Origin of the sequence: Oceanobacillus sp. FSL W8-0428, from assembly GCF_038004405.1 — a bacterium.
In the GTDB taxonomy this organism is placed as follows: domain Bacteria; phylum Bacillota; class Bacilli; order Bacillales; family Amphibacillaceae; genus Oceanobacillus; species Oceanobacillus sojae.
Genome location: NZ_JBBORB010000001.1, coordinates 1,308,915 through 1,334,084, shown reverse-complemented (window position 1 = coordinate 1,334,084; position 25,170 = coordinate 1,308,915). Strand labels below are relative to the sequence as shown.

General features: G+C 39.0%; 23 protein-coding genes. 17 read left to right on the top strand and 6 right to left on the bottom strand.

Annotated features, from left to right (window positions below; genetic code table 11):
- The first annotated feature begins 12 nt into the window (after nt 1-12).
- The gene (locus MKY30_RS05875; protein WP_147212509.1) at nt 13-1,059 is read left to right on the top strand and encodes an ABC transporter ATP-binding protein; all 1,047 of its coding nucleotides are present in this window, start codon (nt 13-15) and stop codon (nt 1,057-1,059) included.
- A 1-nt stretch (nt 1,060) separates the two neighbouring features.
- Nucleotides 1,061-2,002 (top strand): ABC transporter ATP-binding protein, encoded by a 942-nt coding sequence (locus MKY30_RS05870; protein ID WP_147212508.1) that lies wholly within the window; start codon nt 1,061-1,063, stop codon nt 2,000-2,002.
- 201 nt (nt 2,003-2,203) lie between these two features.
- Here the strand turns inward: MKY30_RS05870 and MKY30_RS05865 are convergent, their stop codons facing one another.
- The 4 genes from MKY30_RS05865 to nikC are packed head-to-tail and all read right to left on the bottom strand — an operon-like array spanning nt 2,204 to nt 6,166.
- Nucleotides 2,204-3,226 carry an ABC transporter ATP-binding protein gene (locus MKY30_RS05865; protein ID WP_147212507.1) on the bottom strand — a complete coding sequence of 341 codons (1,023 nt, stop codon included), beginning with the start codon at nt 3,224-3,226 and terminating at the stop codon, nt 2,204-2,206.
- Complete coding sequence (locus MKY30_RS05860) at nt 3,201-4,247, bottom strand: ABC transporter ATP-binding protein (RefSeq protein ID WP_147212506.1); 1,047 nt, start codon at nt 4,245-4,247, stop codon at nt 3,201-3,203. The genes MKY30_RS05865 and MKY30_RS05860 overlap by 26 nt, the downstream gene beginning before the upstream one ends.
- Before the next feature lie 40 nt (nt 4,248-4,287).
- Nucleotides 4,288-5,244 carry an ABC transporter permease gene (locus MKY30_RS05855; RefSeq protein WP_147212505.1) on the bottom strand — a complete coding sequence of 319 codons (957 nt, stop codon included), beginning with the start codon at nt 5,242-5,244 and terminating at the stop codon, nt 4,288-4,290.
- A 16-nt stretch (nt 5,245-5,260) separates the two neighbouring features.
- Nucleotides 5,261-6,166 carry a nickel transporter permease gene (gene nikC, locus MKY30_RS05850; protein ID WP_147212504.1) on the bottom strand — a complete coding sequence of 302 codons (906 nt, stop codon included), beginning with the start codon at nt 6,164-6,166 and terminating at the stop codon, nt 5,261-5,263.
- A gap of 496 nt (nt 6,167-6,662) precedes the next feature.
- On the opposite strand from nikC, the gene MKY30_RS05845 reads away from it, so the two are divergent.
- The 12 genes from MKY30_RS05845 to MKY30_RS05790 all read left to right on the top strand — a co-directional run bounded on the left by MKY30_RS05845 (nt 6,663) and on the right by MKY30_RS05790 (nt 20,007).
- Entirely contained in the window at nt 6,663-7,190 is a 528-nt protein-coding gene (locus MKY30_RS05845; protein WP_341083085.1) for a DUF2812 domain-containing protein, read from the top strand.
- 367 nt (nt 7,191-7,557) lie between these two features.
- Nucleotides 7,558-8,757, top strand: coding sequence for a betaine/proline/choline family ABC transporter ATP-binding protein (locus MKY30_RS05840; protein WP_156986288.1), 1,200 nt, complete (start codon nt 7,558-7,560; stop codon nt 8,755-8,757).
- Nucleotides 8,750-9,595 (top strand): ABC transporter permease, encoded by an 846-nt coding sequence (locus MKY30_RS05835; RefSeq protein ID WP_341083084.1) that lies wholly within the window; start codon nt 8,750-8,752, stop codon nt 9,593-9,595. The genes MKY30_RS05840 and MKY30_RS05835 overlap by 8 nt, the downstream gene beginning before the upstream one ends.
- 102 nt (nt 9,596-9,697) lie before the next feature.
- On the top strand, nt 9,698-10,594 hold the full coding sequence (locus MKY30_RS05830) for a glycine betaine ABC transporter substrate-binding protein (protein WP_341083083.1): 897 nt from the start codon (nt 9,698-9,700) through the stop codon (nt 10,592-10,594).
- Nucleotides 10,595-10,934: 340 nt separating this feature from the next.
- Complete coding sequence (locus MKY30_RS05825) at nt 10,935-12,224, top strand: adenylosuccinate synthase (protein WP_147212499.1); 1,290 nt, start codon at nt 10,935-10,937, stop codon at nt 12,222-12,224.
- 120 nt (nt 12,225-12,344) lie between these two features.
- Nucleotides 12,345-12,635, top strand: coding sequence for a hypothetical protein (locus tag MKY30_RS05820; protein WP_339283845.1), 291 nt, complete (start codon nt 12,345-12,347; stop codon nt 12,633-12,635).
- A gap of 392 nt (nt 12,636-13,027) precedes the next feature.
- Complete coding sequence (yycF, locus tag MKY30_RS05815; RefSeq protein WP_147212497.1) at nt 13,028-13,729, top strand: response regulator YycF; 702 nt, start codon at nt 13,028-13,030, stop codon at nt 13,727-13,729.
- A gap of 6 nt (nt 13,730-13,735) precedes the next feature.
- Entirely contained in the window at nt 13,736-15,565 is a 1,830-nt protein-coding gene (gene walK / locus MKY30_RS05810) for a cell wall metabolism sensor histidine kinase WalK (protein ID WP_147212522.1), read from the top strand.
- A complete protein-coding gene (locus MKY30_RS05805; RefSeq protein WP_339283844.1) occupies nt 15,562-16,863 on the top strand; it encodes a YycH family regulatory protein in 1,302 nt (433 codons plus the stop codon). The genes walK and MKY30_RS05805 overlap by 4 nt, the downstream gene beginning before the upstream one ends.
- Before the next feature lies 1 nt (nt 16,864).
- Complete coding sequence (locus MKY30_RS05800; protein WP_186813732.1) at nt 16,865-17,800, top strand: two-component system regulatory protein YycI; 936 nt, start codon at nt 16,865-16,867, stop codon at nt 17,798-17,800.
- Nucleotides 17,797-18,600 carry an MBL fold metallo-hydrolase gene (locus tag MKY30_RS05795; protein ID WP_156986284.1) on the top strand — a complete coding sequence of 268 codons (804 nt, stop codon included), beginning with the start codon at nt 17,797-17,799 and terminating at the stop codon, nt 18,598-18,600. Before MKY30_RS05800 ends, MKY30_RS05795 begins: the two co-directional genes overlap by 4 nt.
- 189 nt (nt 18,601-18,789) lie before the next feature.
- Nucleotides 18,790-20,007, top strand: coding sequence for a S1C family serine protease (locus tag MKY30_RS05790; RefSeq protein ID WP_341083081.1), 1,218 nt, complete (start codon nt 18,790-18,792; stop codon nt 20,005-20,007).
- A 263-nt stretch (nt 20,008-20,270) separates the two neighbouring features.
- On the opposite strand, the gene MKY30_RS05785 is transcribed toward MKY30_RS05790, so the two are convergent.
- Nucleotides 20,271-20,633 carry a DoxX family protein gene (locus tag MKY30_RS05785; protein WP_339286358.1) on the bottom strand — a complete coding sequence of 121 codons (363 nt, stop codon included), beginning with the start codon at nt 20,631-20,633 and terminating at the stop codon, nt 20,271-20,273.
- A gap of 289 nt (nt 20,634-20,922) precedes the next feature.
- Here MKY30_RS05785 and MKY30_RS05780 point away from each other — a divergent pair, with 289 nt between their 5' ends.
- Together MKY30_RS05780 and MKY30_RS05775 are read left to right on the top strand one after the other, a co-directional pair.
- Entirely contained in the window at nt 20,923-22,638 is a 1,716-nt protein-coding gene (locus MKY30_RS05780) for an ABC transporter ATP-binding protein (protein WP_147212491.1), read from the top strand.
- A gap of 182 nt (nt 22,639-22,820) precedes the next feature.
- Entirely contained in the window at nt 22,821-23,141 is a 321-nt protein-coding gene (locus tag MKY30_RS05775) for a DUF3889 domain-containing protein (RefSeq protein ID WP_246145274.1), read from the top strand.
- A 32-nt stretch (nt 23,142-23,173) separates the two neighbouring features.
- Here the strand turns inward: MKY30_RS05775 and MKY30_RS05770 are convergent, their stop codons facing one another.
- On the bottom strand, nt 23,174-23,716 hold the full coding sequence (locus MKY30_RS05770) for a GNAT family N-acetyltransferase (protein WP_341083079.1): 543 nt from the start codon (nt 23,714-23,716) through the stop codon (nt 23,174-23,176).
- Nucleotides 23,717-23,965: 249 nt separating this feature from the next.
- Between MKY30_RS05770 and MKY30_RS05765 the strand changes: the two genes are divergently transcribed.
- Nucleotides 23,966-25,135 carry a TraB/GumN family protein gene (locus MKY30_RS05765; protein ID WP_147212488.1) on the top strand — a complete coding sequence of 390 codons (1,170 nt, stop codon included), beginning with the start codon at nt 23,966-23,968 and terminating at the stop codon, nt 25,133-25,135.
- Nucleotides 25,136-25,170 lie beyond the last annotated feature (35 nt).

The window sequence follows — 25,170 nt, the reverse complement described above, 5'->3', positions numbered from 1 at the left end:
AGGTGAAATGATATGAAAAAATTATTAGAAGTAAAAGATCTTCATATATCGTTCCATACATTTGCCGGGGAAGTGCAGGCAATCCGTGGTGTAGACTTTGATTTATACGAAGGTGAGACACTTGCGATTGTTGGAGAATCTGGTTCAGGTAAATCGGTAACAACAAAGTCAATTATGAGATTGCTTCCGCAGGGTAATTCTGAAATTAAATCAGGAGAGATTCTTTTTAATGGAGAGAATCTCGCAACGGCGTCGGAAAAGAAGATGCAAAAAATCCGCGGAAAAGATATTTCAATGATTTTCCAGGATCCAATGACTTCACTGAATCCTACCATGACTATTGGTAAGCAGATTATGGAACCATTAATAAAACATCGAGATTTGAGTAAAAGTGAAGCATCAAAGCGGGCGGTAAAATTGTTGGATCTGGTTGGTATTTCAAAACCGGAGACGCGTTTGAAACAATATCCGCATCAATTTTCAGGTGGAATGAGACAGCGTGTGGTTATTGCAATTGCACTGGCCTGTGCTCCGAAGGTATTAATCGCGGATGAACCGACAACTGCTCTGGATGTAACAATTCAAGGGCAAATATTGGATTTGATGAAGGATCTGCAAAAGAAAATTGAAACATCTATTATATTTATTACACATGATTTAGGTGTGGTAGCCAATGTTGCTGACCGTGTGGCTGTTATGTACGGCGGTAAAATTGTCGAAGTAGGGACAGTAGATGAGATATTTTATAATCCGCAGCACCCATATACATGGGGATTAATCAGCTCAATGCCTAGTCTGGATTCACAGGATGAGGAGCTGTTTGTGATTCCCGGTACACCGCCGGACCTGCTCCATCCGCCTAAGGGCGATGCGTTTGCACCGAGAAATCCTTATGCTATGAAAATAGACAAGGAAGAAGAGCCGCCAATGTTTAAAGTATCTGATACGCATTATGCGGCAACCTGGCTGCTGCATCCAGATGCACCTAAAGTAGAGCCCCCATTGGCAGTTCAAGAGCGGCAGGCGAAGTTCCGCGCTTCTATAAAGGGGGACAAGTAAAATGGCAGAGAAACTGTTAGAAGTAAAAAATCTGAAGCAATATTTTAATATCGGCAAGCCAAAGGAAGTACGGGCTGTTGATGATATAAGCTTTGATATTTATAAAGGTGAGACCCTTGGACTGGTTGGAGAATCAGGCTGTGGGAAGTCAACAACAGGAAGAACACTGATTCGTTTGTATAACGCTACAGGCGGAGAAGTTCTCTATAATGGCGTAAATGTTCATGGTAAAAAATCTGGTAAGGAATTAAAAGAATTCAACCAAAAAATGCAGATGATTTTTCAGGATCCTTATGCATCACTGAATCCAAGAATGAAGATATCTGACATTATTGCAGAGGGCATCGATATTCATGGGCTTGCTAAATCGCCAAAAGAACGATTGGAAAAGGTTCACAAGCTTCTTGAAACAGTAGGGCTGAATAAGGAGCATGCTAATCGCTATCCGCATGAATTTTCCGGGGGGCAGCGGCAAAGAATCGGGATTGCCCGTGCACTTGCGGTAGAACCGGAATTTATTATCGCTGACGAACCAATATCTGCTCTGGATGTATCTATTCAGGCACAGGTAGTTAATCTGTTGAAAAAATTGCAAAAAGAACGTGGATTAACCTATTTGTTTATTGCCCATGATTTATCCATGGTCAAATATATCAGTGATCGGATTGGCGTTATGTATTTCGGGAAATTGGTTGAGCTGGCATCTGCAGATGATTTGTATCGGAATCCGGTTCATCCATACACGCAATCACTGCTTTCAGCAATACCTCTTCCAGATCCGGAATATGAACGCACAAGGAAACGGCAAGCATACCATCCAGATGTTCATCAGTATGAGGATGGAGAGGACGTCCGTATGCGTGAAATTTCTCCGGGGCATTTTGTTAACTGTTCAGAAAAAGAGTTTGAACAATATAAAGCAAACTATAATCATAATAAGTAAGTCATTTTAACCCACTAAAATACCCCGTATCAAACCAGTAAAAGCCTGGCTTGATACGGGGTATTTGCTTGTTAATCATGTGTAGAGGATCATGCTTTTATTTACAAAAAGCATGACAGCTCTATGAACGAACAATTGGTTTTATAATATTACATAGCATACATGAAATCTCTCTATAGTCGGTATGCCCAGGTAAGTTGCTTAAGCATTCACCTGTGGCTGATGTTCACCGGAGCGTATTGCCTCCATATGGTGACAAGCTGCACGATGGCCGTCCTTCATACCTTCTGTGTTCCGAAGTTCAGGTACTTTTGTACGGCATAAATCCGTTGCAAATGGACAGCGGGTATGGAAGCGGCAGCCCTCTGGAGGATCAATCGGAGAAGGCACATCTCCTTTTAACATAATGCGTTCTTTTTCCTTCTCAACGTCTGTACTAGGTATTGCTGACAGCAGAGCCTTTGTGTAAGGGTGCATATTATTGGTGAATAATGAATTTTTATCTGCTATCTCGACCACTTTTCCTAAATACATCACAATGATTCGATCGGAAATATGACGAACAACACCTAAATCATGGGAAATGAAAAGGTACGTTAATTTAAATTCGCGCTGCAGCTTTTTTAATAAGTTGATTACCTGAGCCTGAATGGACACATCAAGCGCAGAAACAGCTTCATCTGCAATAATTAACCTTGGGTTTACTGATAAGGCCCGGGCGATACCAATACGTTGACGTTGTCCGCCACTGAACTCATGCGGATAGCGGTCTGCCTGATGCGGTCCGAGACCAACTGTATCCATTAATTCTTTGACACGATCATTTCTTTCTTTTTTCGGTACAGCATTTTGAATTTCCATTGCTTCTGTTAAGATTTGTCGTACAGTGTGACGAGGATTAATCGAAGCATATGGATCCTGGAAGATAATTTGCATATCTTTACGGAATTTATTCATTTCTTTTTTGTTCAGCTCAAGAATGTTAGTATTATCGAATTCTACTTCCCCGGCAGTCGGCTCATCCAGGCGGAGAATGGCTCGTCCAGTTGTTGATTTTCCGCAGCCGGATTCTCCTACAATACTAAGTGTTTCTCCCTCGAAAATTTCAAAGGATACGTCATCTACTGCTTTTACGTGATTAATAGTACGTCCAAAAATCCCGCCTTTAATCGGGAAATATTGTTTTAAGTCATTTACTTTAAGAAGTACTTTCTGATCGCTCATAAACGTTCACCTCCGGATCTCCATCCCATTCATCAGAATAAATCCAGCAACGAATTTGGTTACCATCTTCATCTGTTTCTAAATCAGGTAATTTATTTCGGCATAAATCCGTTGCGAATGGGCATCTTGGTGCAAATCGGCAGCCTTTAGGCATATCAGCAGGACTGGGAACAGACCCTTTAATAACTGCTAAATCTCCTTCAATATCTTGATCGTATTGAGGAATAGATTCCATTAAACCGACAGTATATGGATGTTTTGGTTCCGTGAATAATGTTTTCTTATCGGTAAATTCAACCACTTTACCGCAATACATAACGGCAACATAATCACAGGTCTCGGCAACAACGCCTAAGTCATGCGTAATTAATAAAATACCCATATCTAATTTTTCCTGCAATTCTTTCATTAAATCCAAAATTTGTGCCTGAATTGTTACGTCCAGGGCTGTTGTCGGCTCGTCGGCAATAAGTAGATCAGGATTACATGCAAGAGCAATTGCGATCATTACACGTTGGCGCATTCCGCCCGATAGCTCAAAAGGATATTGATCGACACGCTTCTCTGGAGAAGGAATTCCTACAAGCTTTAACATATCAACAGATTTTTTCTTTGCTTCTTTCTTACTGAGTCCCTGATGAATACGGAATGATTCACCAATTTGCTGTCCAACGGTAAAGGTTGGATTAAGAGAAGTCATTGGTTCCTGGAAAATCATTGATATTTCATTACCACGGATTTTACGCATCTGTGCTTCGCTTTTATCTAAGAGGTTTTCTCCCTTGAAGAGAATTTCTCCCCCTTTGACTTTTCCCGGTTCTTCAATCAGGCGAAGAATAGATAATGAGGTAATACTTTTACCGGAACCAGATTCTCCAACGACACCCAGTACTTTCCCTTTTGGAATACTAAATGAAACGCCATCTACAGCCTTTACTTCTAAATCCTTTGTGAAGAAAGAAGTCTGTAAATTTTTAATTTCTAATATATTATCATATGAAGTGTCAGGTGCACCTGTCATAGTAAGTAGCTCCTTTCTAAAATCTAGTAATTAAAGAATACTAGTCTAAATCAATTCGCTTGTTCAATAAACGGTAAGCAACGTCTACAACTAAGTTTACAAAAACGAAAAGAAGTGACGCAACTAAAATGGTACCTTGAACAACTGGGAAATCACGAGCCTGAATAGAATCGATAATTAATTTACCCATTCCATTAACAGCGAATACAGACTCTGTTAACACAGCTCCGCCAAGAAGTCCGCCAAATTGTAAACCAACTACAGTAACAATAGGAATCAGTGCATTTTTCAATGCATGACGATAAATAACGATTTGTTCTTTTACCCCTTTGGCACGGGCAGTCCGGATATAATCCTGGCCAATAACATCCAGCATGCTGGATCGGGTCATACGTGCAATAATGGCTGCACTGCTTGTACCTAATGTGATAACAGGCAAGACAATTTGACTGAAGCTGCCCCAGCCTGAAGGGCTGAACCAAGCTGTATTACTAAAGAAAGGTACCCAGGATGGTAAATCAATTCCAATCGCAAACCATTGAATTAACATTAAACCAAGCCAGAAGTTTGGCATAGATAAACCGAATAAAGCTATCAGCATAAGTGTTGTATCAATTGCAGAATATTTACGTGTGGCAGAAATAATACCGACAATTAATCCTACAAATACAGCTAATACTGTACTATAAAAGGCGAGTTCGACAGTTACCCAAAATCTGGCGCCGATTTCAGACGAGACATCCCGTCCGCTTCGCATCGAGGTTCCTAAATCACCTTGAACAGCATTGGTTACATAATCTAAGTACTGTTTTGGCAGCGGGTCATTTAAGCCCAGCCGCTCTCTGATATTATCAATTTGTTCCTGTGGAGCACCTTCGCCGGCAATTACTTGCGCAGGGTCTCCGGGAACCAAATGCATCATACTAAACACGATAATAGATACACCGATTAATACAGGTATCGTTTGTAAAATACGTCGAATGATAAATTGAAACAAAATGGTTCACCTCTTTCTATTCTCTCGTTTTTGGATCAAATGCATCACGTAATCCATCTCCAAGTAAGTTAAATGCTAAAACAGCTACGACAATAGCAAGCCCCGGGAATAATGCTACATGGGGTGCGTTATATAAGTAGTTTCTTCCATCACTCAGCATCGCTCCCCATTCCGGTGTAGGAGGCTGCGCACCCAAACCTAAGAAGGAAAGTCCACTGGCGGATAGAATCGCTGTAGCAATACTTAACGTAGCTTGAACGATAATTGGAGAGGTGATATTAGGTAAAATATGTTTGAAAATAATTCTGGAATCGCTGGCTCCCAGCGCTCTCATAGCATCAATATACTCCAGCTTTTTCACAGATAAAGTAGAGCCCCGGACAATTCTGGCGAAAATAGGTATAGATGAAATAGCAACAGCAATAATTACATTAAACATACTACCACCTAAAACAGTAACAATAGTTAAAGCTAATAGAATACTAGGGAATGCTAATAAAACATCCATAATACGCATGATAATACTGTCTGTCCGTTTTCCATAATATCCTGCGATAATGCCGAGAAATATCCCGATAGTTGCCCCGAGTAAGATAGAGAAAAAGCCTATCATTAGAGTTAATCCAGTTCCTTGGATTACCCTGCTGAATATATCTCTTCCAAAGTTATCTGTTCCAAACCAATGATCAGAAGATGGTGTAGCCAGTTTATTGGTTACATCTTGATCATATAGAGGATCGTAGGGGGTTAAGTAAGGCCCGACAAGAGCAATAATGATAAGTAAAATGATTAAAACACCGCCGACAACAGCCGACTTATTTTTCTTAAGTTTATTAAAGACGCTTTTCCAGCTTTTAAGTCGGGGATTAGGCGGCTTGATAGCTGTCTGCGGCTTTTCGATATGTTCGTTTGAACGACTCATCGGTTTTTTTCATCCTTTCTCTCGTGTTATAGGTCAGTCTTGATTATATCATGAAAAAGTTTGTAGAAATATATTTGATTTTAAAATCATGAAAAGATACATATTTTTTAAAATTGTCGAAAAACGTAAAACCTTGATACAAAAGGGTTTATTTAAACGAATAATGTGAGAATGCTAATAAATTTGTAATACTATTTCAAATACGAAAATTTGTATTAATTAAAAAAGACACCCTTTTCTAATTTATTAAAATCTAATTTAAGGAATGCTAACGGACTTGAAGAACTTAATTCTTCTATAATAATGTAATTATAAAATAGAAAAGACAGCCAATGTGAATATGACCTGATTTCAAAGCACTCTAAAATATGAGAGGGACGAAAATGCATTTATATGCTTTCCTATATAAGAGGCAGGAAGGATTGTCGAAAATCTAGTATAATGATAATAATTTAAGATATATCATGATTAAGTGATTATAAAGAGGTGGAATTTCGTGAAGAAGAAATTTGTTTGGAATCCTGCTAGAATTTTCTTTCATAATACGGGGACAGAGAAATTAGAAGCTCTTGCAAAAGAAGGCTGGAGTGTAGAGAAGTTACGATTGGGCGGCCTGCTTTTTCAATTGAAAGAAGATGAGCCTAAGGAAGTACAGTATCATATAGATTTTCAGTCTTTTCAAAATACAGATGAAGCTATGCCTCAAACAGACGCGGGCTGGGAACTGGTCGATGCGCTCGATTATATGGCGGTTTTTCAGGGCTCGCCGGAAGCCTTGTCAATAGAAGGAAACCAGGAACAGCTGCTGGAGCAATTGAATCAGGAAGGGAGATTGTTAGGTAAATATACAATTCTTTCAAGCATTTTTTTAATTATTTTCTTTATTTTACATATAAAAGTGGGCTGGGATCTGATAAAAATGATTCTGCTTGGAGGAATTATTATGGGTGGAATCGCATTTATCCTGGTGTTGGCTTTGTATATTTTAAATAGGTATAGACGGTATAACTTGAAAAACACGTAATAACAATGAAAAAAGATGGAAATATTAGAGTAATAAAACATGTCGAATTGTAATATAAGAGAGTATTTAAAAGTAAACCGCAGGAAAAGGCAGAAAAGATCACATTGTATGGAACAGATGAGATAAACTGCTTAAAACTCTTGGGAAACGACGTTATAGGCTGTTTGAGATTTTCCATAAATATACCTATAATAAATAGAGTTGCCTAGAAACAAGCGAACACATCTAAATGGATGCCGTAAAATAAATGAGTCTATAGTTGATTCATTTATTTTTGTTTACAGAATAAACCGTTCAGGAGCACCATAGATTGATTTGCCTTCAAACAGATGTACTACCAATCAAAATAAAATAGAGAGGTGATTATATGGCAGTAGTTGAAGCAAAAAACCTGTCTAAAATTTTTGGTAAAAATATCGGCCAATCTATCAAAATGTTAGATCAAGGTATGACCAAAGAAGAAATATTGAAAAAGACAGGGAATACTGTCGGAGTAAATCGTGCCAGTTTCTCTGTAGAAGAAGGAGAAATATTCGTCATAATGGGGCTGTCAGGTAGTGGGAAGTCTACTTTAGTCCGATTAGTAAATCGTTTAATTGATCCAAGTGAAGGATCTATCCTTATTGATGGAAAAGAATTAGCGACATTAGATAAAAAAGCATTAAGACAAGTACGTCGTGAAAAATTAGGAATGGTATTCCAGCAATTCGCGCTCTTTCCGCATCGTACCATCTTACAAAATGCAGGATTCGGTTTAGAAGTACAAGGCGTTGATAAAGCTGAACGGGAAAAACGTGCAGAAGAATCATTAAAGCTTGTGGGATTAGGTGACTATATGCATCAGAAACCTGGCCAGCTATCTGGCGGGATGCAGCAGCGTGTAGGACTGGCCCGTGCTTTGGCTAACGATCCAAAAGTACTGTTAATGGATGAAGCTTTCTCAGCACTTGATCCGCTTATCCGTAAAGAAATGCAGGATGAGTTAATTGATTTACAATCTACGATGAAGAAAACCATTATCTTTATTACGCATGATCTTGATGAAGCTCTTCGTTTAGGAGATCGAATTGCGTTAATGAAGGATGGAGTTATTGTACAAATTGGAACACCGGAAGAAATTCTAATGAATCCGGCAAATGACTACGTTGAGAAATTTGTGGAAGATGTAGACCGCTCGAAAATCCTCACTGCAAGTCATATCATGAAGCGTCCGGAGACAATCAATATTGATAAGCATGGTCCTAGAGCAGCGTTAGAAAGAATGCGCAAGGAAGGAATCTCAAGCATTCTTGTTGTTGATGAAAAACGACGATTACAAGGTTATGTCACAGCAGACGATGCTTCCGAAGCTCGTAAAAAGGAAGTGTCAGATATTAAAGAAATCTTAAAAACAGATATATTAAAAGTTGCACCGGATACACCGATGCAAGAAATTTTCTCTATGATTTATGATACTCCTATCCCGATTGCAGTTGTGGGCGATGATAATCGTTTAAATGGAATTATTGTCCGGGGAGCGGTATTGGCCGCACTTGCAAATGATGGTGAGGTGAATATAGATGCTTGATTTTATGGATAAAATACCATTAGCAGAATGGACTGAATCAGCGACAAGCTGGATTCAAAATACATTTGCATTTCTTTTCGAACCAATTAAAGACCATTTTGGCGATTTTATGGACTTTGTATCTGGAGATCTTCTACCAGGTATCCCGCCAATTCTGTTTATCTTAATTGTTGCCGTGATTGCATTCTTTGTTTCCGGTAAGAAGTTAGGATTAGCAGTGTTCTCTATCATTGGCCTATGGTTTGTATATAACCAGGGATTATGGGATGCGTTAATGTCTACAGTGACTTTGGTTATTTTAGCAAGTTTATTGTCTGTCATTATTGGTGTACCAGTGGGAATATTAATGGCAAAAAGCAAAATTGCCAATTCGATTCTTACACCAGTATTAGACTTTATGCAGACAATGCCGGCATTCGTATATTTAATCCCGGCGGTAGCATTCTTCGGAATCGGGATGGTTCCGGGTGTATTCGCATCTCTTATTTTTGCGACACCGCCGACTGTTCGTTTTACAAACTTAGGTATCCGTCAGGTTTCTAATGATTTAATTGAAGCATCTGATTCATTCGGTGCTACAGGGTCACAGAAGCTGTTTAAAGTAGAATTACCTATGGCAAAAGGAACGATTATGGCTGGTATTAACCAGACGGTAATGCTTGCACTTTCAATGGTTGTAATTGCGTCAATGATTGGTGCGCCGGGACTTGGAAGTCAAGTGCTTTCTTCTCTCCAACGTGCATCTGTCGGTACCGGATTTGTTGCTGGTATCGGAATTGTAATTCTGGCGATTATTATTGACCGTATTACACAAAATATGAATAAAGCAAAAAGATAAATCTGCATGACAATCTTTTCAATTAAGAGTGGTTCATTCCTCTGTTGATATGAAAAGTGTCAATATAGAAAAAATAATTTTAAGAAAAGGGGAGTTTTATTTATGTCTAAATGGAGTCTGAAACGTGCAGGACTTATTGGTTCATTAGCACTTGGACTAGTTGTTGCTGGTTGTGGAAGTAATGACAGCGATGACGGAGATAGTGATTCTGCAGAAGGCGGAGTAGATGGCAAAATCGAATTAGCCTATGTAGAGTGGGATACAGAGGTAGCCTCTACAAATGTTGTCGGAAAAGTACTGGAGGATTTAGGTTATGATGTGACATTAACCCCACTTGATAATGCCATTATGTGGGAAGCAGTTGCAAGCGGTGAAGCAGACGGAATGGTAGCTGCCTGGTTACCAGGAACACATGCCGAGCAATTCGAAGCTTATGGTGACCAAGTTGAACAGCTTGGACCTAACTTAGAAGGAGCAGCAATTGGTCTTGTCGTACCGGAATATATGGATGTAGATTCTATTGAAGATCTAACCGATGAAGCAGGTCAAACCATTACAGGTATTGAAGCTGGTGCTGGTGTTGTAAATGCTGCTGAAAATGCAGTGGAAGAATATGATAATCTGGATGGCTGGACTGTACAAACTTCTTCCAGTGGTGCAATGGCCACAGAATTAGGCAGTGCTATTAATAATGAAGATGAGATTGTTGTTACTGGATGGTCTCCACACTGGAAATTCCAAAAATATGATTTGAAATATCTTGAAGACCCGGAAGGTGTTTTCGGTGAAGCAGAATCTATTGAAACAATGGTTCGTGAAGGCTTAGAAGACGACGCTCCGGAAGCATATCAAGTATTAGATAACTTCTATTGGGATACAGATGATATGGAAGAGGTTATGCTAGCTATTAACGAAGGCGCTGCTCCAGAAGACGCAGCTGCTGATTGGGTAGAAGCTAATCAGGATAAAGTAGCTGAATGGACAGAAGGTATTGAATAAATAGAGATTTCCTTTTGAAAGGCGGCTCCAATAATTATATTGGGGTTGCCTTTTTATATTTATAGATGAAATCCGAACATTACCATTTTGTTATTGTATTTAGTTCGTGTTTTTAAAGCTGCAACAAATATAAACAGACGAATTAAGCGTATGATAAAGTTAAAATGAAAAACAACGTTCGTGTTCTACATTGACGTTTATTTTTTTAACTGATAAACTATTAACTAGTGAGTAAAATACAAATAATGATAAATGATTGTTCAGCTGTGTATATTATCAAAAGGCAAAAAATAGGCAGGACAAAAAGTTTCATATATAAAATCAATCTTGGAGGTGCACCATGTCCTCAGTAGTAGTTGTAGGTACGCAATGGGGAGATGAAGGGAAAGGTAAAATTACCGATTTCCTATCTCAAAATGCAGAAGTAGTTGCTCGTTATCAAGGCGGAAATAACGCTGGCCATACGATTAAATTTGATGATGTAACGTACAAGTTACATTTAATACCATCAGGAATTTTCTTTAGTGAAAAAACCTGTGTTCTTGGAAACGGAATGGTTATCGATCCAAAAGCATTTGTAGAAGAAATTGCTTATTTACATGAGCGTAATGTTTCTACAGATAATCTTCGTATCAGTAATCGCGCGCATGTGATTCTTCCATACCATTTGAAGCTGGATATTCTTCAAGAAGAAGAAAAAGGTGCTAATAAAATCGGTACGACGAAAAAAGGGATCGGCCCTGCTTATATGGATAAAGCAGCACGTGTCGGTATCCGCATTGCTGATTTAATGGATAAAGAAGCCTTCCGTGAAAAATTAGAACAGAATTTAAAAGAAAAGAATCGTTTATTTGAAAAAGTATATGAGTCCGATTCCATTCAAGTCGAGGATATTTTAGACGAGTACTATGAATATGGGCAGCAAATGGCTCCTTATGTGGTAGATACATCTGTTGTTTTAAACGACGCTATTGATGAGGGCAAACGTGTCCTGTTTGAAGGTGCACAAGGTGTTATGCTTGATATTGACCAAGGTACGTATCCGTTTGTAACGTCTTCTAACCCGATTGCCGGTGGTGTGACGATTGGTTCTGGTGTAGGCCCAACAAAAATCAATCATGTTGTAGGTGTGTCAAAAGCATATACAACACGTGTTGGTGATGGTCCTTTCCCAACAGAATTACATGATGAAGTGGGAAATCAAATTCGTGAGGTCGGGCGTGAATATGGTACAACAACAGGACGCGCGCGCCGTGTAGGCTGGTTTGACAGTGTCGTTGTCCGCCATGCACGCCGTGTGAGCGGAATTACGGATTTATCTCTAAATTCCATTGATGTACTGACTGGTATTGAAACATTAAAAATCTGCGTTGCGTATCGCTACAAAGGGGAAATTATTAAAGAATTTCCTGCAAGCTTAAAAGCATTAGCAGAATGTGAGCCGGTATATGAAGAAATGCCAGGCTGGACAGAGGATATTACTGGAGTGAAGACATTGGATGAACTTCCAGCCAATGCGCGTCACTACCTGGAGCGGATTTCTCAGCTGACAGAAATTCCATTATCTATCTTCTCTGTTGGTCCAGATCGTTCGCAGACAAACGTAGTAAGAAGTGTGTATCGTCCATAATAAAGTAATGAATGTAGGAAAAGGAGCTGATTTTTGCGATCAGCTCCTTTTCCTGTGCGGAGAAAAATGAACGTTCTAATCTATGTTAAAATGAGGGAAAGTGATAAAGGAGAGATAGCGATGAATTTTGTCCAGCCAGGGGCAGAGTTCGATGTTTTTATGCTAATATTATCGATTATTATGTTAATCATTTTCACCTTTTTGGCAGCGACGCTTGTCTATTCTTTCTTAAAAAGAGGCAAGCAGAAGCCTGGTTATTTTATTTTTTATATCTTTATAGTTTTTGGTGTTATCTATCAGCTAATTGAATTTTTCCGCCTCTATACATGGTTAGGGATAGCAGCAATTATAATCTATATTACTTTTGGACTGATTATTTTTCTGGCACTCCGTAAAAATAGAATGAAGTAAGTTTTGAAAAATAATGTATCCAATTTTTTCTAATGTATATTTATATTCAGCCAACAAGACAGAAGCGCTGTTTTACGTTAAAATAGAGAGAGTAAGTCTCTATTTCTATAGACTTTGTAGAAATAGCATTGTTCATAATATGGATTTATATTTTAGTGAATCCAATTAAATTATTTTATACAAATACCAGAAGTATAATTAATAAATCTTTTGATATTTGTATAAAAATCATTTATTCCACGGTTAAGCACTATAATTAGCGGAGGAAAAACACGGAAAATCCTGTGGAAAAGCGTAGTGTTTTTCAGTAGCGAAGGCTATAAAGGCAAAATTTTAATTCCAATCTAATAACATTTTTATAAATTATTTAACTAAAAAAGGATGTGCAACCAATGAGTCAAAAAATATTAGTTGTCGATGATGAACAGCCAATTGCAGATATATTACAATTTAACTTAGAAAAAGAAGGCTATCAGGTAGTGGTGGCAAATGATGGGGATACAGCGATTGAACTCGCAGAATCAGAGCGCCCTAATCTAATTTTACTAGATATCATGCTGCCTGGAAAAGACGGGAATGAGGTCTTGCGTGAAGTGCGTAAAACACAGAGTATCCCGGTTATTATGCTGACTGCAAAGGATGCAGAAATTGATAAAGTGCTTGGATTAGAACTGGGTGCAGATGACTATGTAACCAAACCATTCAGCAATCGTGAATTAATTGCACGTGTCAAAGCAAATCTGCGTCGTGAGAATGTTACAGAAGAGCCGGCAAAAACAACGAAGGATATTGTCATCGGAGATTTAGCCGTTCATCCGGATGCGTATGTTGTTTCTCGTAAAGGAGTAGAAATTGAATTAACCCATCGTGAATTTGAACTCTTACACTATTTGGCACGTCATATCGGACAGGTAATGACACGGGAGCACTTGTTAGAAACTGTGTGGGGCTATGATTATTTTGGAGATGTGCGTACTGTAGATGTTACGGTCCGCCGTTTGCGTGAAAAAATTGAAGAAAACCCTAGTAACCCATTATGGATTGTAACAAGAAGAGGTGTCGGGTATTATTTACGTAATCCTGAGCAGGAGTAAGGCATGATGAATAAAGTTGGTTTTTTCAGATCGATCCAGTTAAAGTTTATTATTATTTACATCCTGCTGCTAATCTTAGCTGTACAGGTTATTGGGTCTTTTTTTACCAACCGGTTGGAAGATGACTTGACGACGACCTTTAAACAATCAATTAATGAGCGTGTCGAAATGCTGAGCTATAATCTGGAACAAGCCTTTATAAGAGACCGTTCTGAAGAAGATCCGAGTTTAGAGCAGGAAATTCAGACAATTATTGATGATGTCAACACAGATAATCTGGCAACGACAATCCATGTATATGATAATCAAAGAAGGACTTTAGGGACAAACCGGATCGATGGGAGATCGGAAATTGGGAGAAAAACCACAGATATCGATGTAAGGAATACCTTACTTTTCGATAAATCCCAGCAAAAACCATATTTTGACCGGGAGACAGATAGCAGAGTCTATGTACATGTGGAACCGTTGGTCGGAGATGAAGGAAATACAGTCGGCGCAATTCAATTTAAAGCCTCTATGGAGGAGGTTTATGATCAGATTGAAGGAATTAATAATATCTTTCTCCAGGGCTCTATCTTAGCGATAAGTATCTCGGCAATACTTGGGATTCTGGTAGCACGTACAATTACTAAACCGATTCAGGAAATGCGTGAACAAGCATTGATTATGTCGAATGGAGACTTTACACAGCAGCTCGAGATCTATGGCCGGGATGAAATCGGACAGCTGGCGGAGGCATTTAATGATTTAAACAGCAGACTGAAGCACTCCTATGCCACCATTGAAGAGGAGCGGAGGAAACTAAGCTCTGTTCTTTCCTATATGAGTGACGGGGTTATTGCTACAGACGAGTCTGGGGCCGTAACATTGATGAATGATGCTGCAGCCAGAATGATTGGTTTAAATCCGGATGATGTCATTGGAGAGGACTTAATTGATGTTTTAAAGCTGGAAGAAAAAGTTGTCGATATCAGTAAGCTGCCGGATAGCGGTTCGATAATTATTGATTTCAGTGATGAAGAAACGCCGTTTATTATACGGGCTAATTTTTCTACAGTTGTTGATGAGGAAGAAGAAACGACTGGTTTTATCACCGTGATTAGTGATGTTACTGAGCAGGAGAAAATTGATCAGGAACGCAGAGACTTTGTGTCGAATGTGTCACATGAGCTCCGGACGCCGCTGACAACAATGAAAAGTTATCTAGAAGCGTTATCTGATGGTGCTTGGGAAAACAAAGAAATTGCGCCGCGATTTTTAGAGGTCACACAGAAAGAAACAGACCGTATGATCCGGATGGTAAACGACCTGCTGCAGCTATCTAAAATGGATTCGGATGAATTGCCGATGCACAAGGAAAGAACCGAATTCATGAGCTATGTGCATCAGGTTTTGGACCGGTACGAAATGAATCTGCCCGAAACAATTACGTTAGAGCGTAATATACCAAAAGGAAAATCATTTGTATGGATGGATAGAGATAAAATTACCCAGGTGTTTGACAACATTATTACCAACGCTTTCAAATACTCTCCGGAAGGCGGAAAGGTTCGTGTAAATCTCGATGTAAGACGTCATATTGTTATTATTAGTATTCTGGATGAAGGTGTGGGTATTCCATATGATAAGCTTGATAAAATATTTGATCGTTTCTACCGTGCCGATCGCGCCAGAACAAGAAAGCTTGGAGGCACCGGTCTTGGTCTGGCTATCACGAAAGAGCTTGTAGAAGCCCATCACGGGAAAATCTGGGCGCAAAGTAAAGAAGGGCGTGGAACGACAATTCTATTTACCTTGCCACTCATGGGTTCGAAGCGGGGGAAAGGCAAATGAAGTTAGAGACTGCAAAATCATTGTTGCTGATTATATTAATAGGAACGAGCTTAATTCTCACTTTTGGAATGTGGAATTATCGAGCAGAGTATGAACCGCTAAATGACGATGAGTCGGTTGATAAAGCTGATCTGGGCGGCGAGCAAAAGCAAGAAAATGATGTTATAAAACCAAATGACGTTGTTTTTAAAATAAACGGAGAATTCTACAGCTATGTGGATCCAGAAGATAGTGCCGAATTATTTGAAGATATCCAGACATGGGAAATTACCGATTTGCAAAGTACAGATGCAGAAGAAAAGACTGCTGATGCAGAAGTAGAAATTATATTTCCAACAGGAGTTCCATTATCTTTATTTGAAAATATTTTAAATATAGACCGTACATTGTCGAAAAATATGAACTTTTATGTAGATCGGTTTTATATTCAATTACAAGAAGAAGATCAGTTATTAAAGGTTTATTTTGTTTCTTTGGATGGGGATGAAGCAGTTGAAGGCACTATCCATTCTACGACAAACTATGAGCAATTGCTGTCGATGTTTAGTAATCTGACAGATAAAAAATTTGAAGAAAATTATTTATTGACGGAGACTGCCAGAAATATATATATTCCAGTTGAAGAAAAATCAATGGAATCATTTAAGTATACCTTCGATAGGACTAATTCTGCTGATGTTAGAAATATCATGTTCACCCGTCCCAATCTGGTGAGTGAATCGAAATCTGCTCCGGAATCAATTATGTATCGGACAGATGATAGACAGTTAAATATTACAGGGCATGGGATGAAGTTTATCAATGTTGCTGAGTGGAATAAAGAACCGGTAGACAAAAGTGTCTTTCAGCAAAGCTTGGAAAATATTAATGAACATGCAGGGTTTACAGATGATTATCGTCTGGACAGCTATACGAATGACAGTGTTACTTACCGTTTGTATCGGTTTCAATATCCTGTTATAAATAATTCTTATATGGATTTATCAACAATTTATCAAAGATGGCAGAGTGATCAATTGAGTGAATACACCCGTTCATTGATAACATTGGATACTGTTGCTAATACATCCAGCAAAAAATTAAGAGACAGCGATGAAATCATTTCGAGCATTCAGCAGAGTAAAAATATAGCAGATATTCAGGATGTGCAGATTGGATATCGTTTGACGGTTGAAAAGGATGTTAATGGTGAGGACTATGTATTATTAGAGCCGGATTGGTACCAGCGTGTGAATGACAGCTGGTCAGCAGTACCAGAAAAAAATACAGGAACACAGAACGTTGAAGGAGGAAGCTGAGATGCGATGGTCACATATTAAAACACTGTTTATCCTCAGCTTCCTTGTCCTGAATGGGTATTTACTATATCAATTTATCAGCAAACAGGATGAAATGAATATTCCAGAGCTGGATACGAGTAATATGGACCTGGACGAAGAGCTGAGAGAGGAAAACATTACTATTTCTGCTGATGTTGATTTTGAGGTCCCGGAACTGAGTTATATTTCCTCCGCACAAAAGAAATTTACAGGATCGGAAATCAGTAATTTAAATGATAACAAGGATATCAAGGCCGAGAAGACCCTGGACAGTAAATTATTAATAGTAGAGTTTTCTTCTCCATTAAAGATTCCTGACAATGCGGATGAAGAAACGCTTTCCAGTCTGGTCAGCCCTTATATTCTAGATGCATCCGACTTTTCCTTTGGAGCATGGGACGATGATTTAAATATTATTGTTTTCTTTCAAAATAAGGAAGGGCATCCAATTTACTTAAATCGACATGCAATGCTTACTTTTTATGTTAATGATAATAATGAAATTACACATTATACACAAACCATGTTAGGGGAGACCGATACACAGGGAAGCCCAACCTTAAATACTCCTAAGATTGCTATTAGTTCCTTGCTTCAAAGTCGTTATTTAAATGCAGAAGATGATATAACAGATGTCAGCTATGGCTATTACTCAAGAATTGCCGAAGCGGAAGAGGGAACGCAAGTATTCGCACCGACCTATAAAATAACTGTAGATGATGAGCGTGATTATTTTGTTAATGCAGCCGAATCCTCTACGTATTCCGGCAATTATAAAGATTATCTTGTGAAAATGCTAGAGGATAATTATTTAAGAAAACTCTATTTAATGGCGGATGAGGATGATTCTCTAGCTGATAACCTTATTTCTGTCATAGAGAATAAGATTGAGCCTTTTAGGAGTGAGTCAGAATGACCTTACGTTTTAGTGTGCTTGCATCAGGGAGCACAGGCAACGCATTTTATATAGAATCAGAACAGCAGCGCCTGTTGGTAGACGCTGGCTTAAGCGGAAAAAAGATGGATGGACTTTTTGGGGAGATTGATGTTGATCCGTCACGTCTTGACGGAATTCTTGTAACACATGAGCATAGTGACCATATTAAAGGTCTGGGTATCTTTGCCCGAAAGTATAATCTGCCTATCTATGCAAATGAGAAAACATGGCAGGCAATGGATAATTCCCTTGGCAAACTGACAATTGACCAAAAGTTTCAATTCGATATGGAATCGGTCCGGAGCTTTGGTGATATAGAAGTCGAATCCTTTGGTGTATCTCATGATGCTGCAGAACCAATGTTTTATACCTTCCGCAGTAACGGGCAAAAGGTTGCACTGGTTACAGATTTAGGCTACGTATCTGAACGGATTAAGAAAACTGTCGAAGATGCAGATGCTTATATATTTGAGGCGAATCATGATGTAGAGATGCTGCGGATGGGGCGTTATCCATGGAATGTAAAACGACGTATTCTGGGTGACTCCGGGCACGTTTCAAATGAAGATTCCGGTCTCGCTCTGGCGGATATTATCTCTAACCGCACCAAGCGGATTTATTTAGCTCATCTTAGCTTAGACAATAATATGAAGGATCTGGCGCGCATGTCTGTCAATCAGATTCTGGCTGAACGGGGAATTGAATTAGAACTGCATGATACAGACCCCGAAGCACCAACACCGCTTTACGAGGTCAGTACTGTAACGGAGCGTGTCTGAACGGGTTAGAATTTCTCAAAGGAAAAGGTACAGAGGCCTGTATTGGGATAAAAATTTCATTTATGCATAAACTGAAATTAGCCGCCCAATGCAGTCCTTTTTATTTAATAAAGAAGTAGGAATTATGGGTTTAGTACTAAAGGAATTTTGGGAATACTTAGGTAGATAAATTGATAAGGAGAAGGATATATGGAATATAATGATCAACCGGATCAGCCACAGCCACCACAGCCGCCAGGCAATAAAAATAAATGGCTTGTCCCGCTATTATTAGGTATTATCATTGGTGGAATACTTGTGATACTTATTAACCCTGATTTTCTTAATAATGAGAATACTGAGCAGGCAAATCTTGCTGAAGAAGAAAACAATGAGACTTCCGGCAGCAATGATGATTCAGCAGGTCAGCCAATGCAGGTAGATGTCTCCACGCAGCTGACAGATATTATTGAACAAGTAACCCCGGCTGTAGTCGGTATTACCAATATTCAGCAGAATGTTTCATGGGGAGCCGGTGCAGATGGTATTGAAGCAGGGACTGGGTCAGGTGTTATTTATAAAGTAGAGAATGGTGAAACGTATATTGTAACAAACCACCATGTTATTGAAGATGCAGATGCAGTGGAAGTTATTATGTATGATGATACACATATGGAAGCAGATATTATTGGAAGTGATTTATTTACAGACTTAGCAGTACTTAAAATGGAGAGTGGAAATAAAGATAAGGCAATGGAAGTAGGCTCTTCAGCAAATTTAAAAGTGGGAGAGCCAGCGATTGCTATTGGAAACCCGTTAGGAGCATACTTATCGAGCACAGTTACCCAAGGAGTAATCAGTGGAACAGAGCGTACAATTCCAATGGATTTTAATTTTGATGGGCAGCCTGACTGGCAGGCAGAAGTTGTTCAGACAGATGCAGCGATTAATCCGGGAAATAGTGGCGGAGCACTGATTAACTTATATGGACAATTAATTGGGATTAATTCCATGAAAATTAATGAAGAAGCAGTAGAGGGGATAGGATTTGCGATTCCAATTGATAGTGCTCTTCCTGTTATGCAGGAGCTGGAGGAGCATGGCGAAGTCGTCCGTCCATTTTTAGGTGTAGAGATTTATTCAATTGAGGAGCTGCCTCAGTATGAATGGAGAAATACTTTGCAGCTGCCATTAGAAGTAGATGGCGGTGTATATGTATGGAGTGTGGAAAACGCATCTCCAGCGGATAAAGCAGGTATTGAACAATATGATGTCATTGTAGCGTTAGATGGCGAGCCTGTGTATAACACGATTGATTTGCGAAAAATCCTTTATGAGCAGAAAGACGTTGGAGATCATATAAAAGTAGACTATTATCGGGACGGGGAGCTTAATCAAACGGAGATTGTGCTGGAGGTTCAAGAATAATGAGAGAAGAATGGATGAAAAGAAGAATCATCCATTCTTTTTGTGTTCATTAATTATCCACAGAAATAAAGAATTATGCACAAACGGTGGATAAATATTATTTTCTTTTCTATATTTAGTGTGGAAAACATGTTCCTATACAAGATAACGGCGAACATTTGTGCATATGTGGATATAATTGTGGATAAGATTGGTTTATCCATAAGATATATACAGGTTTTTAGAATTACACAGATGTTGTCCACAATCTGGTTGTGGGAAAGTTAAGTAAAGGCTTCTTTTTCCTTGCGTTGTGTCCAAAGGAAGATGAGCAATATAAGTAACGTAATATCTAATCGCGATGCAAAGAGAAATGCGAATACTCCATCGCCAGTCAGGACAGGCACCTTTGTAAAAAAGAGTGCACCAAGCATAATAAAGATAAGCGGAATAATGGATATGTGGATAAATATTCTGCCGATTAATAGCATCCCCGCCATCACTTCGAAAAGAGCTACAAAAAAATAAACATAATTAGATAAAGGCACCCCCATCTGTTCAAAACTGCTGACCATCGACAGGTCTATAAATTTCATCAGTCCGGAAACGAGAAAAACAAACCCCACCAGATAGCAAATAAGCTTCATTGGTTTCACGTGAAACGCCCCCCTTTTTTAATGGTATGCACGGACTGGGACAAACTTTCTCAGTACATTGGAAAAGTATCGTTTTAGCGGAAATTTATTCTTATTCAAGGGCAGCTAAATTAGACTGCAAATTAAGATTTCGAGTAAGTCTCTGCATTTTAAAATCGGCTGTGGCCTGCGTTTTTAATTCGAATATGAAGTTAAGTATATTGTTTTCATAAGAGATTAAATATATAATTCATTAATATGTGCTTACCATTATAAAAAAACAAAAGAAAGGGAGATAAGAATGCTGCGTCAATTTTTTTCATATTATAAACCACATAAGCGGTTATTTATTATAGATTTCTCAGCTGCAGTAGTTGTAGCACTGCTTGAATTGGCATTTCCGGTAGCTGTTCAGTGGTTTATCGATCAGCTGTTGCCTGGTCAGGACTGGAATGCTATTGTTGTCACCTCTGTATTGCTGTTGATTATTTATATTATCAGTACTTACTTGCAATATGTTGTTTCCTATTTAGGGCACAAGCTCGGTATTAATATAGAAACAGACATGCGTCGGGATTTATTCTATCAGGTACAGAGACAATCTTTTCGTTTCTTTGATAATACGAAAACAGGTCATATTATGAGCCGTATTACCAATGATTTATTCGATTTAGGAGAGCTGGCCCATCATGGCCCAGAGGATTTCTTTATCTCGATTATGACATTTATGGGTGCATTCTTTATTATGTTCACTATTAATCCAGTTTTAGCACTTATTGTTCTTATTACTGTACCTCTATTGATTTTCCTTATTACGTTTGGAAACATTCGCATGAATAAGGCATGGAGGAAAATGTATGCAAATATTGCGGGAGTTAATGCGAGGATAGAAGACGCTGTTTCAGGTGTGCGCGTTGTACAATCCTTTACAAATGAAGAATTTGAGAAGGAACGCTTCCAGGAGAATAATGAAAAGTTCCGCCTTGTGAAGGTAGGGGCGTATAAAATAATGGGAATTGTTCATTCGAATATTTTCCTGCTTATGCGCTTAATGACACTGCTTGTACTTGTAGTAGGTGCCTGGTTCACTTATACGGATCGTCTCAGCTATGGGGAATTAGTCAGTTTTATCTTGTTTGTAAATGTATTAACAACACCGATTAATAAAATAACAGCACTCTTGGAGCTGTATCCAAAAGGAATGGCAGGCTTCAAACGTTTTTCAGATATGATGGCAGTGAATCCGGACGTCGAGGACAAGCCGGATGCCACAGTAGTCAGTGATTTAAAAGGAGATATCCGATTTAATCAAGTCGGCTTCAGCTATGATAAAACGAAAAAACCTGTTCTAAATGATATCAGCTTTCATATTAATCCAGGAGAAACAGTTGCTTTTGTCGGACCATCTGGTGCAGGGAAAACCACTATCTCTGCGTTAATCCCAAGATTTTATGATGTGAATGAGGGATCGATTACGATTGATGGAATGGATATCCGGGATATGACAAAGGAATCCCTCCGCAGCAATATAGGTGTTGTTCAGCAGGATGTATTTCTATTTACTGGAACGCTGCGTGAGAATATTGCTTATGGTAATTTAGAAGCAACGAATGAGGAAATAGAGCTTGCGGCCAAACGTGCACATATGGAAGACTTTATCAATGAGCTTCCAGATGGTTACGAAACACAGGTCGGAGAACGGGGACTGAAGCTGTCAGGAGGTCAAAAACAGCGTATAGCGATTGCGCGTATGTTCTTGAAAAATCCACCAATCCTAATTTTGGATGAAGCCACCTCTGCACTTGATACAGAAACAGAGATGATCATTCAAAAAGCATTGAACGAGCTTGCAGCCGACCGTACTACACTTGTTATTGCCCACCGTCTTGCGACAATTAAAGAGGCAGATCGCATTATGGTTGTGACGAAAAAAGGCATTGAAGAAGAAGGAACACATGAGGAACTCTTACAGAAAAAAGGTATCTTTGCTCACCTGCATGGGGTGCAGATGAAATAATCGAACAGGCTGTGGTAAAGCACAGCCTGTTTTTTAGCGGCAAGAAATTATAGAGTTATTGCCTTGTGGATAACTATTTACAGAAAAGCAGTGCGCCCATTTCCCGGGAAATAAATGCGAGCATCTGATTAGCATAAAAACATAAAAATAACAAAAGCTAATGTTAATTAGGAGGTGGCATGATGAACCGAATGTATCGAGCGCTTATTTTTGCCGGTATTATTATCATTCCTTTGCTGATCGGGACATGGGTGAATGCAGAAGAACCGGAATATGCAGAATGGGGACAGGTTGCCATGAAAGAAGTCAAGGCGAAATATCCTCAAGATAAAATTGTAGATTATTTGCATGTAGGCAGACAAACAGAAGGAGAACAAACTGTCGAAACATTTAAGCTATGGCTGGTCGGTAAGGAAAAAGAATTTGGCGTGATTATTGATATTTATTTTAAAACCAGTACAAAAGAAATTATTGAAGTGAAAATGAGAGAAACGCAGAAATAAAGCAGTGTCAAAAATTGTTGTATTTTAAAGTATTAATGTGTCCATTCCCTTGCCAAGAGCCCATAAACAACTAAATCTTCATAATGATCGTATAACCATTCTCCCTGCCGGATAATGCCCTCTTTTTGAAAACGGAGCCGTTCTGGAATGGCTCTGCTTTTTTTATTATGTGTTGCTGCCCGGATTTCAATCCGATTTAGCTGTAATGTGTAAAAAGCATAATCAATCAACACTTGAACAGCTGCTGTCATAACACCCTTTCCTTGATAGTCGGGATCTAACCAGTAACCGATGGAGGTGCTGCCATTTTGCCAATCAATAAAATTATAATTCACACAGCCAATAAGCTTATCCTGATTAAAAATACCAAGATTGAGCGACTGTCTGCGCTGGGCGCCCTGAAGACATAAATCAATAAAGGCTAAGCAATCCGCCGGTTTTTTTGTCGTCTCAATCCAGGGAAGCCATTCACGAAGTTCGCCTCTGGATTTTTCTACCGTTCTAAATAAGGCATTCGCATCGGACATTTGCAGCTGCCGTATCACCAAATCTTCATTTATTTGATAGTGAAACATAAGTAATCCTCCATATTTGTGTCTTTTTTAGAGGATGTTCAAAAAGGCATTTCACATGAACCTGTAAGACTTCCTCTGACAGCTTTTTGAACATGCACTTTTAATCATTTTATTATCTTACTTCCTATATCATACGTTATTTGTGAGCTGATGTTTAATTATTTGTTGAAAATGTATTACAATAGGTTATACAAACTTTAAAAAGGAACAATGCTTTGGATTTTATCATAGCAGGAAGAAGGATGGTACATGAGTGAGGAGAATATCACAAGAATCCATTTAAATGGGAAAGAATATATTTTAATTGGGACAGCCCATGTTTCGAAAAATAGTGCGGAGCAGGTTAAGGAAGTCATTGAAAGAGAGCATCCAGATTCTGTATGTATTGAGCTGGACGCCCAGCGTTTTCAATCTGTGAAGGATAATAATAAATGGAAAAACACAGATATCTTTCAAGTCATCCGGGATAAAAAAGCAGTGATGCTATTAATGAACTTGGCGGTTTCTTCCTTTCAGAAGCGGATGGCTAAGCAATTCGGCATTCGCCCGGGAGAAGAAATGATACAAGGTATAGAATCTGCAGAAGAAACAGGTGCAGAGCTTGTTTTAGCTGATCGGGATATTCAAATTACATTCTCAAGAATTTGGGGAAACATCAGCTTTAAAGGAAAGGCAATGCTGCTAATGCAGGTATTTGGAAGTATTTTCAGCAGAGAGGAAATTTCTGAAGAAGAATTAGAAAAAATGAAGCAGCAGGATACGATTAATGCGATGCTTCAGGAGTTTACCGAGCATTTTCCAGACTTAAAGAAGCCATTAATTGATGAACGGGACCAGTATTTATCACAAAAAATTAAAGAAGCTCCGGGTGAGAAGGTTGTAGCTATACTTGGCGCTGCGCATGTTCCAGGTATTACAAAAGAAATTGAAAAAGAACAGGATTTAGAAAAGCTGCGGGAGCGCCCGCCAAAATCAAAGTGGCCGAAAGTAATCGGATGGACAATCCCTATTCTAATTATTGGGGTTATTGCTTATACATTTATGATGAACCCGTCCGCAGGCTGGCAACAAACAATCAGCTGGGTGCTATGGAATGGCTCGCTCTCAGCTATCGGTGCATTTGTAGCGTTGGCACATCCATTAGCTGCTTTAACAGCATTTGTCGCAGCGCCATTTACTTCGCTGAATCCATTACTTGCAGCCGGGTGGTTTGCAGGATTCGTTCAGGCTTATATTAAGCGGCCAAATGTAGGAGATTTTGATTCATTAGCAGATGATGTGCATTCTGTAAAAGGCTTCTGGAATAACAAAGTAACACGCATTCTGCTTGTTGTCGTATTTGCCAATATTGGAAGCTCCTTAGGAACACTTATCGGCGGAGCGGATGTTATCCGGGTGTTCATTCAGAATTTATTATAAATATAAATTTTAAGACCCGACAAGTATAGAAAAGA

Bases quoted from the DNA above. Each gene is read 5' to 3' on its own strand.
- MKY30_RS05875 (WP_147212509.1), top strand. From the start codon at position 13: ATGAAAAAATTATTAGAAGTAAAAGATCTTCATATATCGTTCCATACA.
- MKY30_RS05870 (WP_147212508.1), top strand. From the start codon at position 1,061: ATGGCAGAGAAACTGTTAGAAGTAAAAAATCTGAAGCAATATTTTAAT.
- MKY30_RS05865 (WP_147212507.1), bottom strand. From the start codon at position 3,226: ATGAGCGATCAGAAAGTACTTCTTAAAGTAAATGACTTAAAACAATAT.
- MKY30_RS05860 (WP_147212506.1), bottom strand. From the start codon at position 4,247: ATGACAGGTGCACCTGACACTTCATATGATAATATATTAGAAATTAAA.
- nikC (WP_147212504.1), bottom strand. From the start codon at position 6,166: ATGAGTCGTTCAAACGAACATATCGAAAAGCCGCAGACAGCTATCAAG.
- MKY30_RS05840 (WP_156986288.1), top strand. From the start codon at position 7,558: ATGGCAGTAGTTGAAGCAAAAAACCTGTCTAAAATTTTTGGTAAAAAT.
- MKY30_RS05835 (WP_341083084.1), top strand. From the start codon at position 8,750: ATGCTTGATTTTATGGATAAAATACCATTAGCAGAATGGACTGAATCA.
- MKY30_RS05830 (WP_341083083.1), top strand. From the start codon at position 9,698: ATGTCTAAATGGAGTCTGAAACGTGCAGGACTTATTGGTTCATTAGCA.
- MKY30_RS05825 (WP_147212499.1), top strand. From the start codon at position 10,935: ATGTCCTCAGTAGTAGTTGTAGGTACGCAATGGGGAGATGAAGGGAAA.
- MKY30_RS05820 (WP_339283845.1), top strand. From the start codon at position 12,345: ATGAATTTTGTCCAGCCAGGGGCAGAGTTCGATGTTTTTATGCTAATA.
- yycF (WP_147212497.1), top strand. From the start codon at position 13,028: ATGAGTCAAAAAATATTAGTTGTCGATGATGAACAGCCAATTGCAGAT.
- walK (WP_147212522.1), top strand. From the start codon at position 13,736: ATGAATAAAGTTGGTTTTTTCAGATCGATCCAGTTAAAGTTTATTATT.
- MKY30_RS05805 (WP_339283844.1), top strand. From the start codon at position 15,562: ATGAAGTTAGAGACTGCAAAATCATTGTTGCTGATTATATTAATAGGA.
- MKY30_RS05800 (WP_186813732.1), top strand. From the start codon at position 16,865: ATGCGATGGTCACATATTAAAACACTGTTTATCCTCAGCTTCCTTGTC.
- MKY30_RS05795 (WP_156986284.1), top strand. From the start codon at position 17,797: ATGACCTTACGTTTTAGTGTGCTTGCATCAGGGAGCACAGGCAACGCA.
- MKY30_RS05790 (WP_341083081.1), top strand. From the start codon at position 18,790: ATGGAATATAATGATCAACCGGATCAGCCACAGCCACCACAGCCGCCA.
- MKY30_RS05785 (WP_339286358.1), bottom strand. From the start codon at position 20,633: ATGAAGCTTATTTGCTATCTGGTGGGGTTTGTTTTTCTCGTTTCCGGA.
- MKY30_RS05780 (WP_147212491.1), top strand. From the start codon at position 20,923: ATGCTGCGTCAATTTTTTTCATATTATAAACCACATAAGCGGTTATTT.
- MKY30_RS05775 (WP_246145274.1), top strand. From the start codon at position 22,821: ATGAACCGAATGTATCGAGCGCTTATTTTTGCCGGTATTATTATCATT.
- MKY30_RS05770 (WP_341083079.1), bottom strand. From the start codon at position 23,716: ATGTTTCACTATCAAATAAATGAAGATTTGGTGATACGGCAGCTGCAA.
- MKY30_RS05765 (WP_147212488.1), top strand. From the start codon at position 23,966: ATGAGTGAGGAGAATATCACAAGAATCCATTTAAATGGGAAAGAATAT.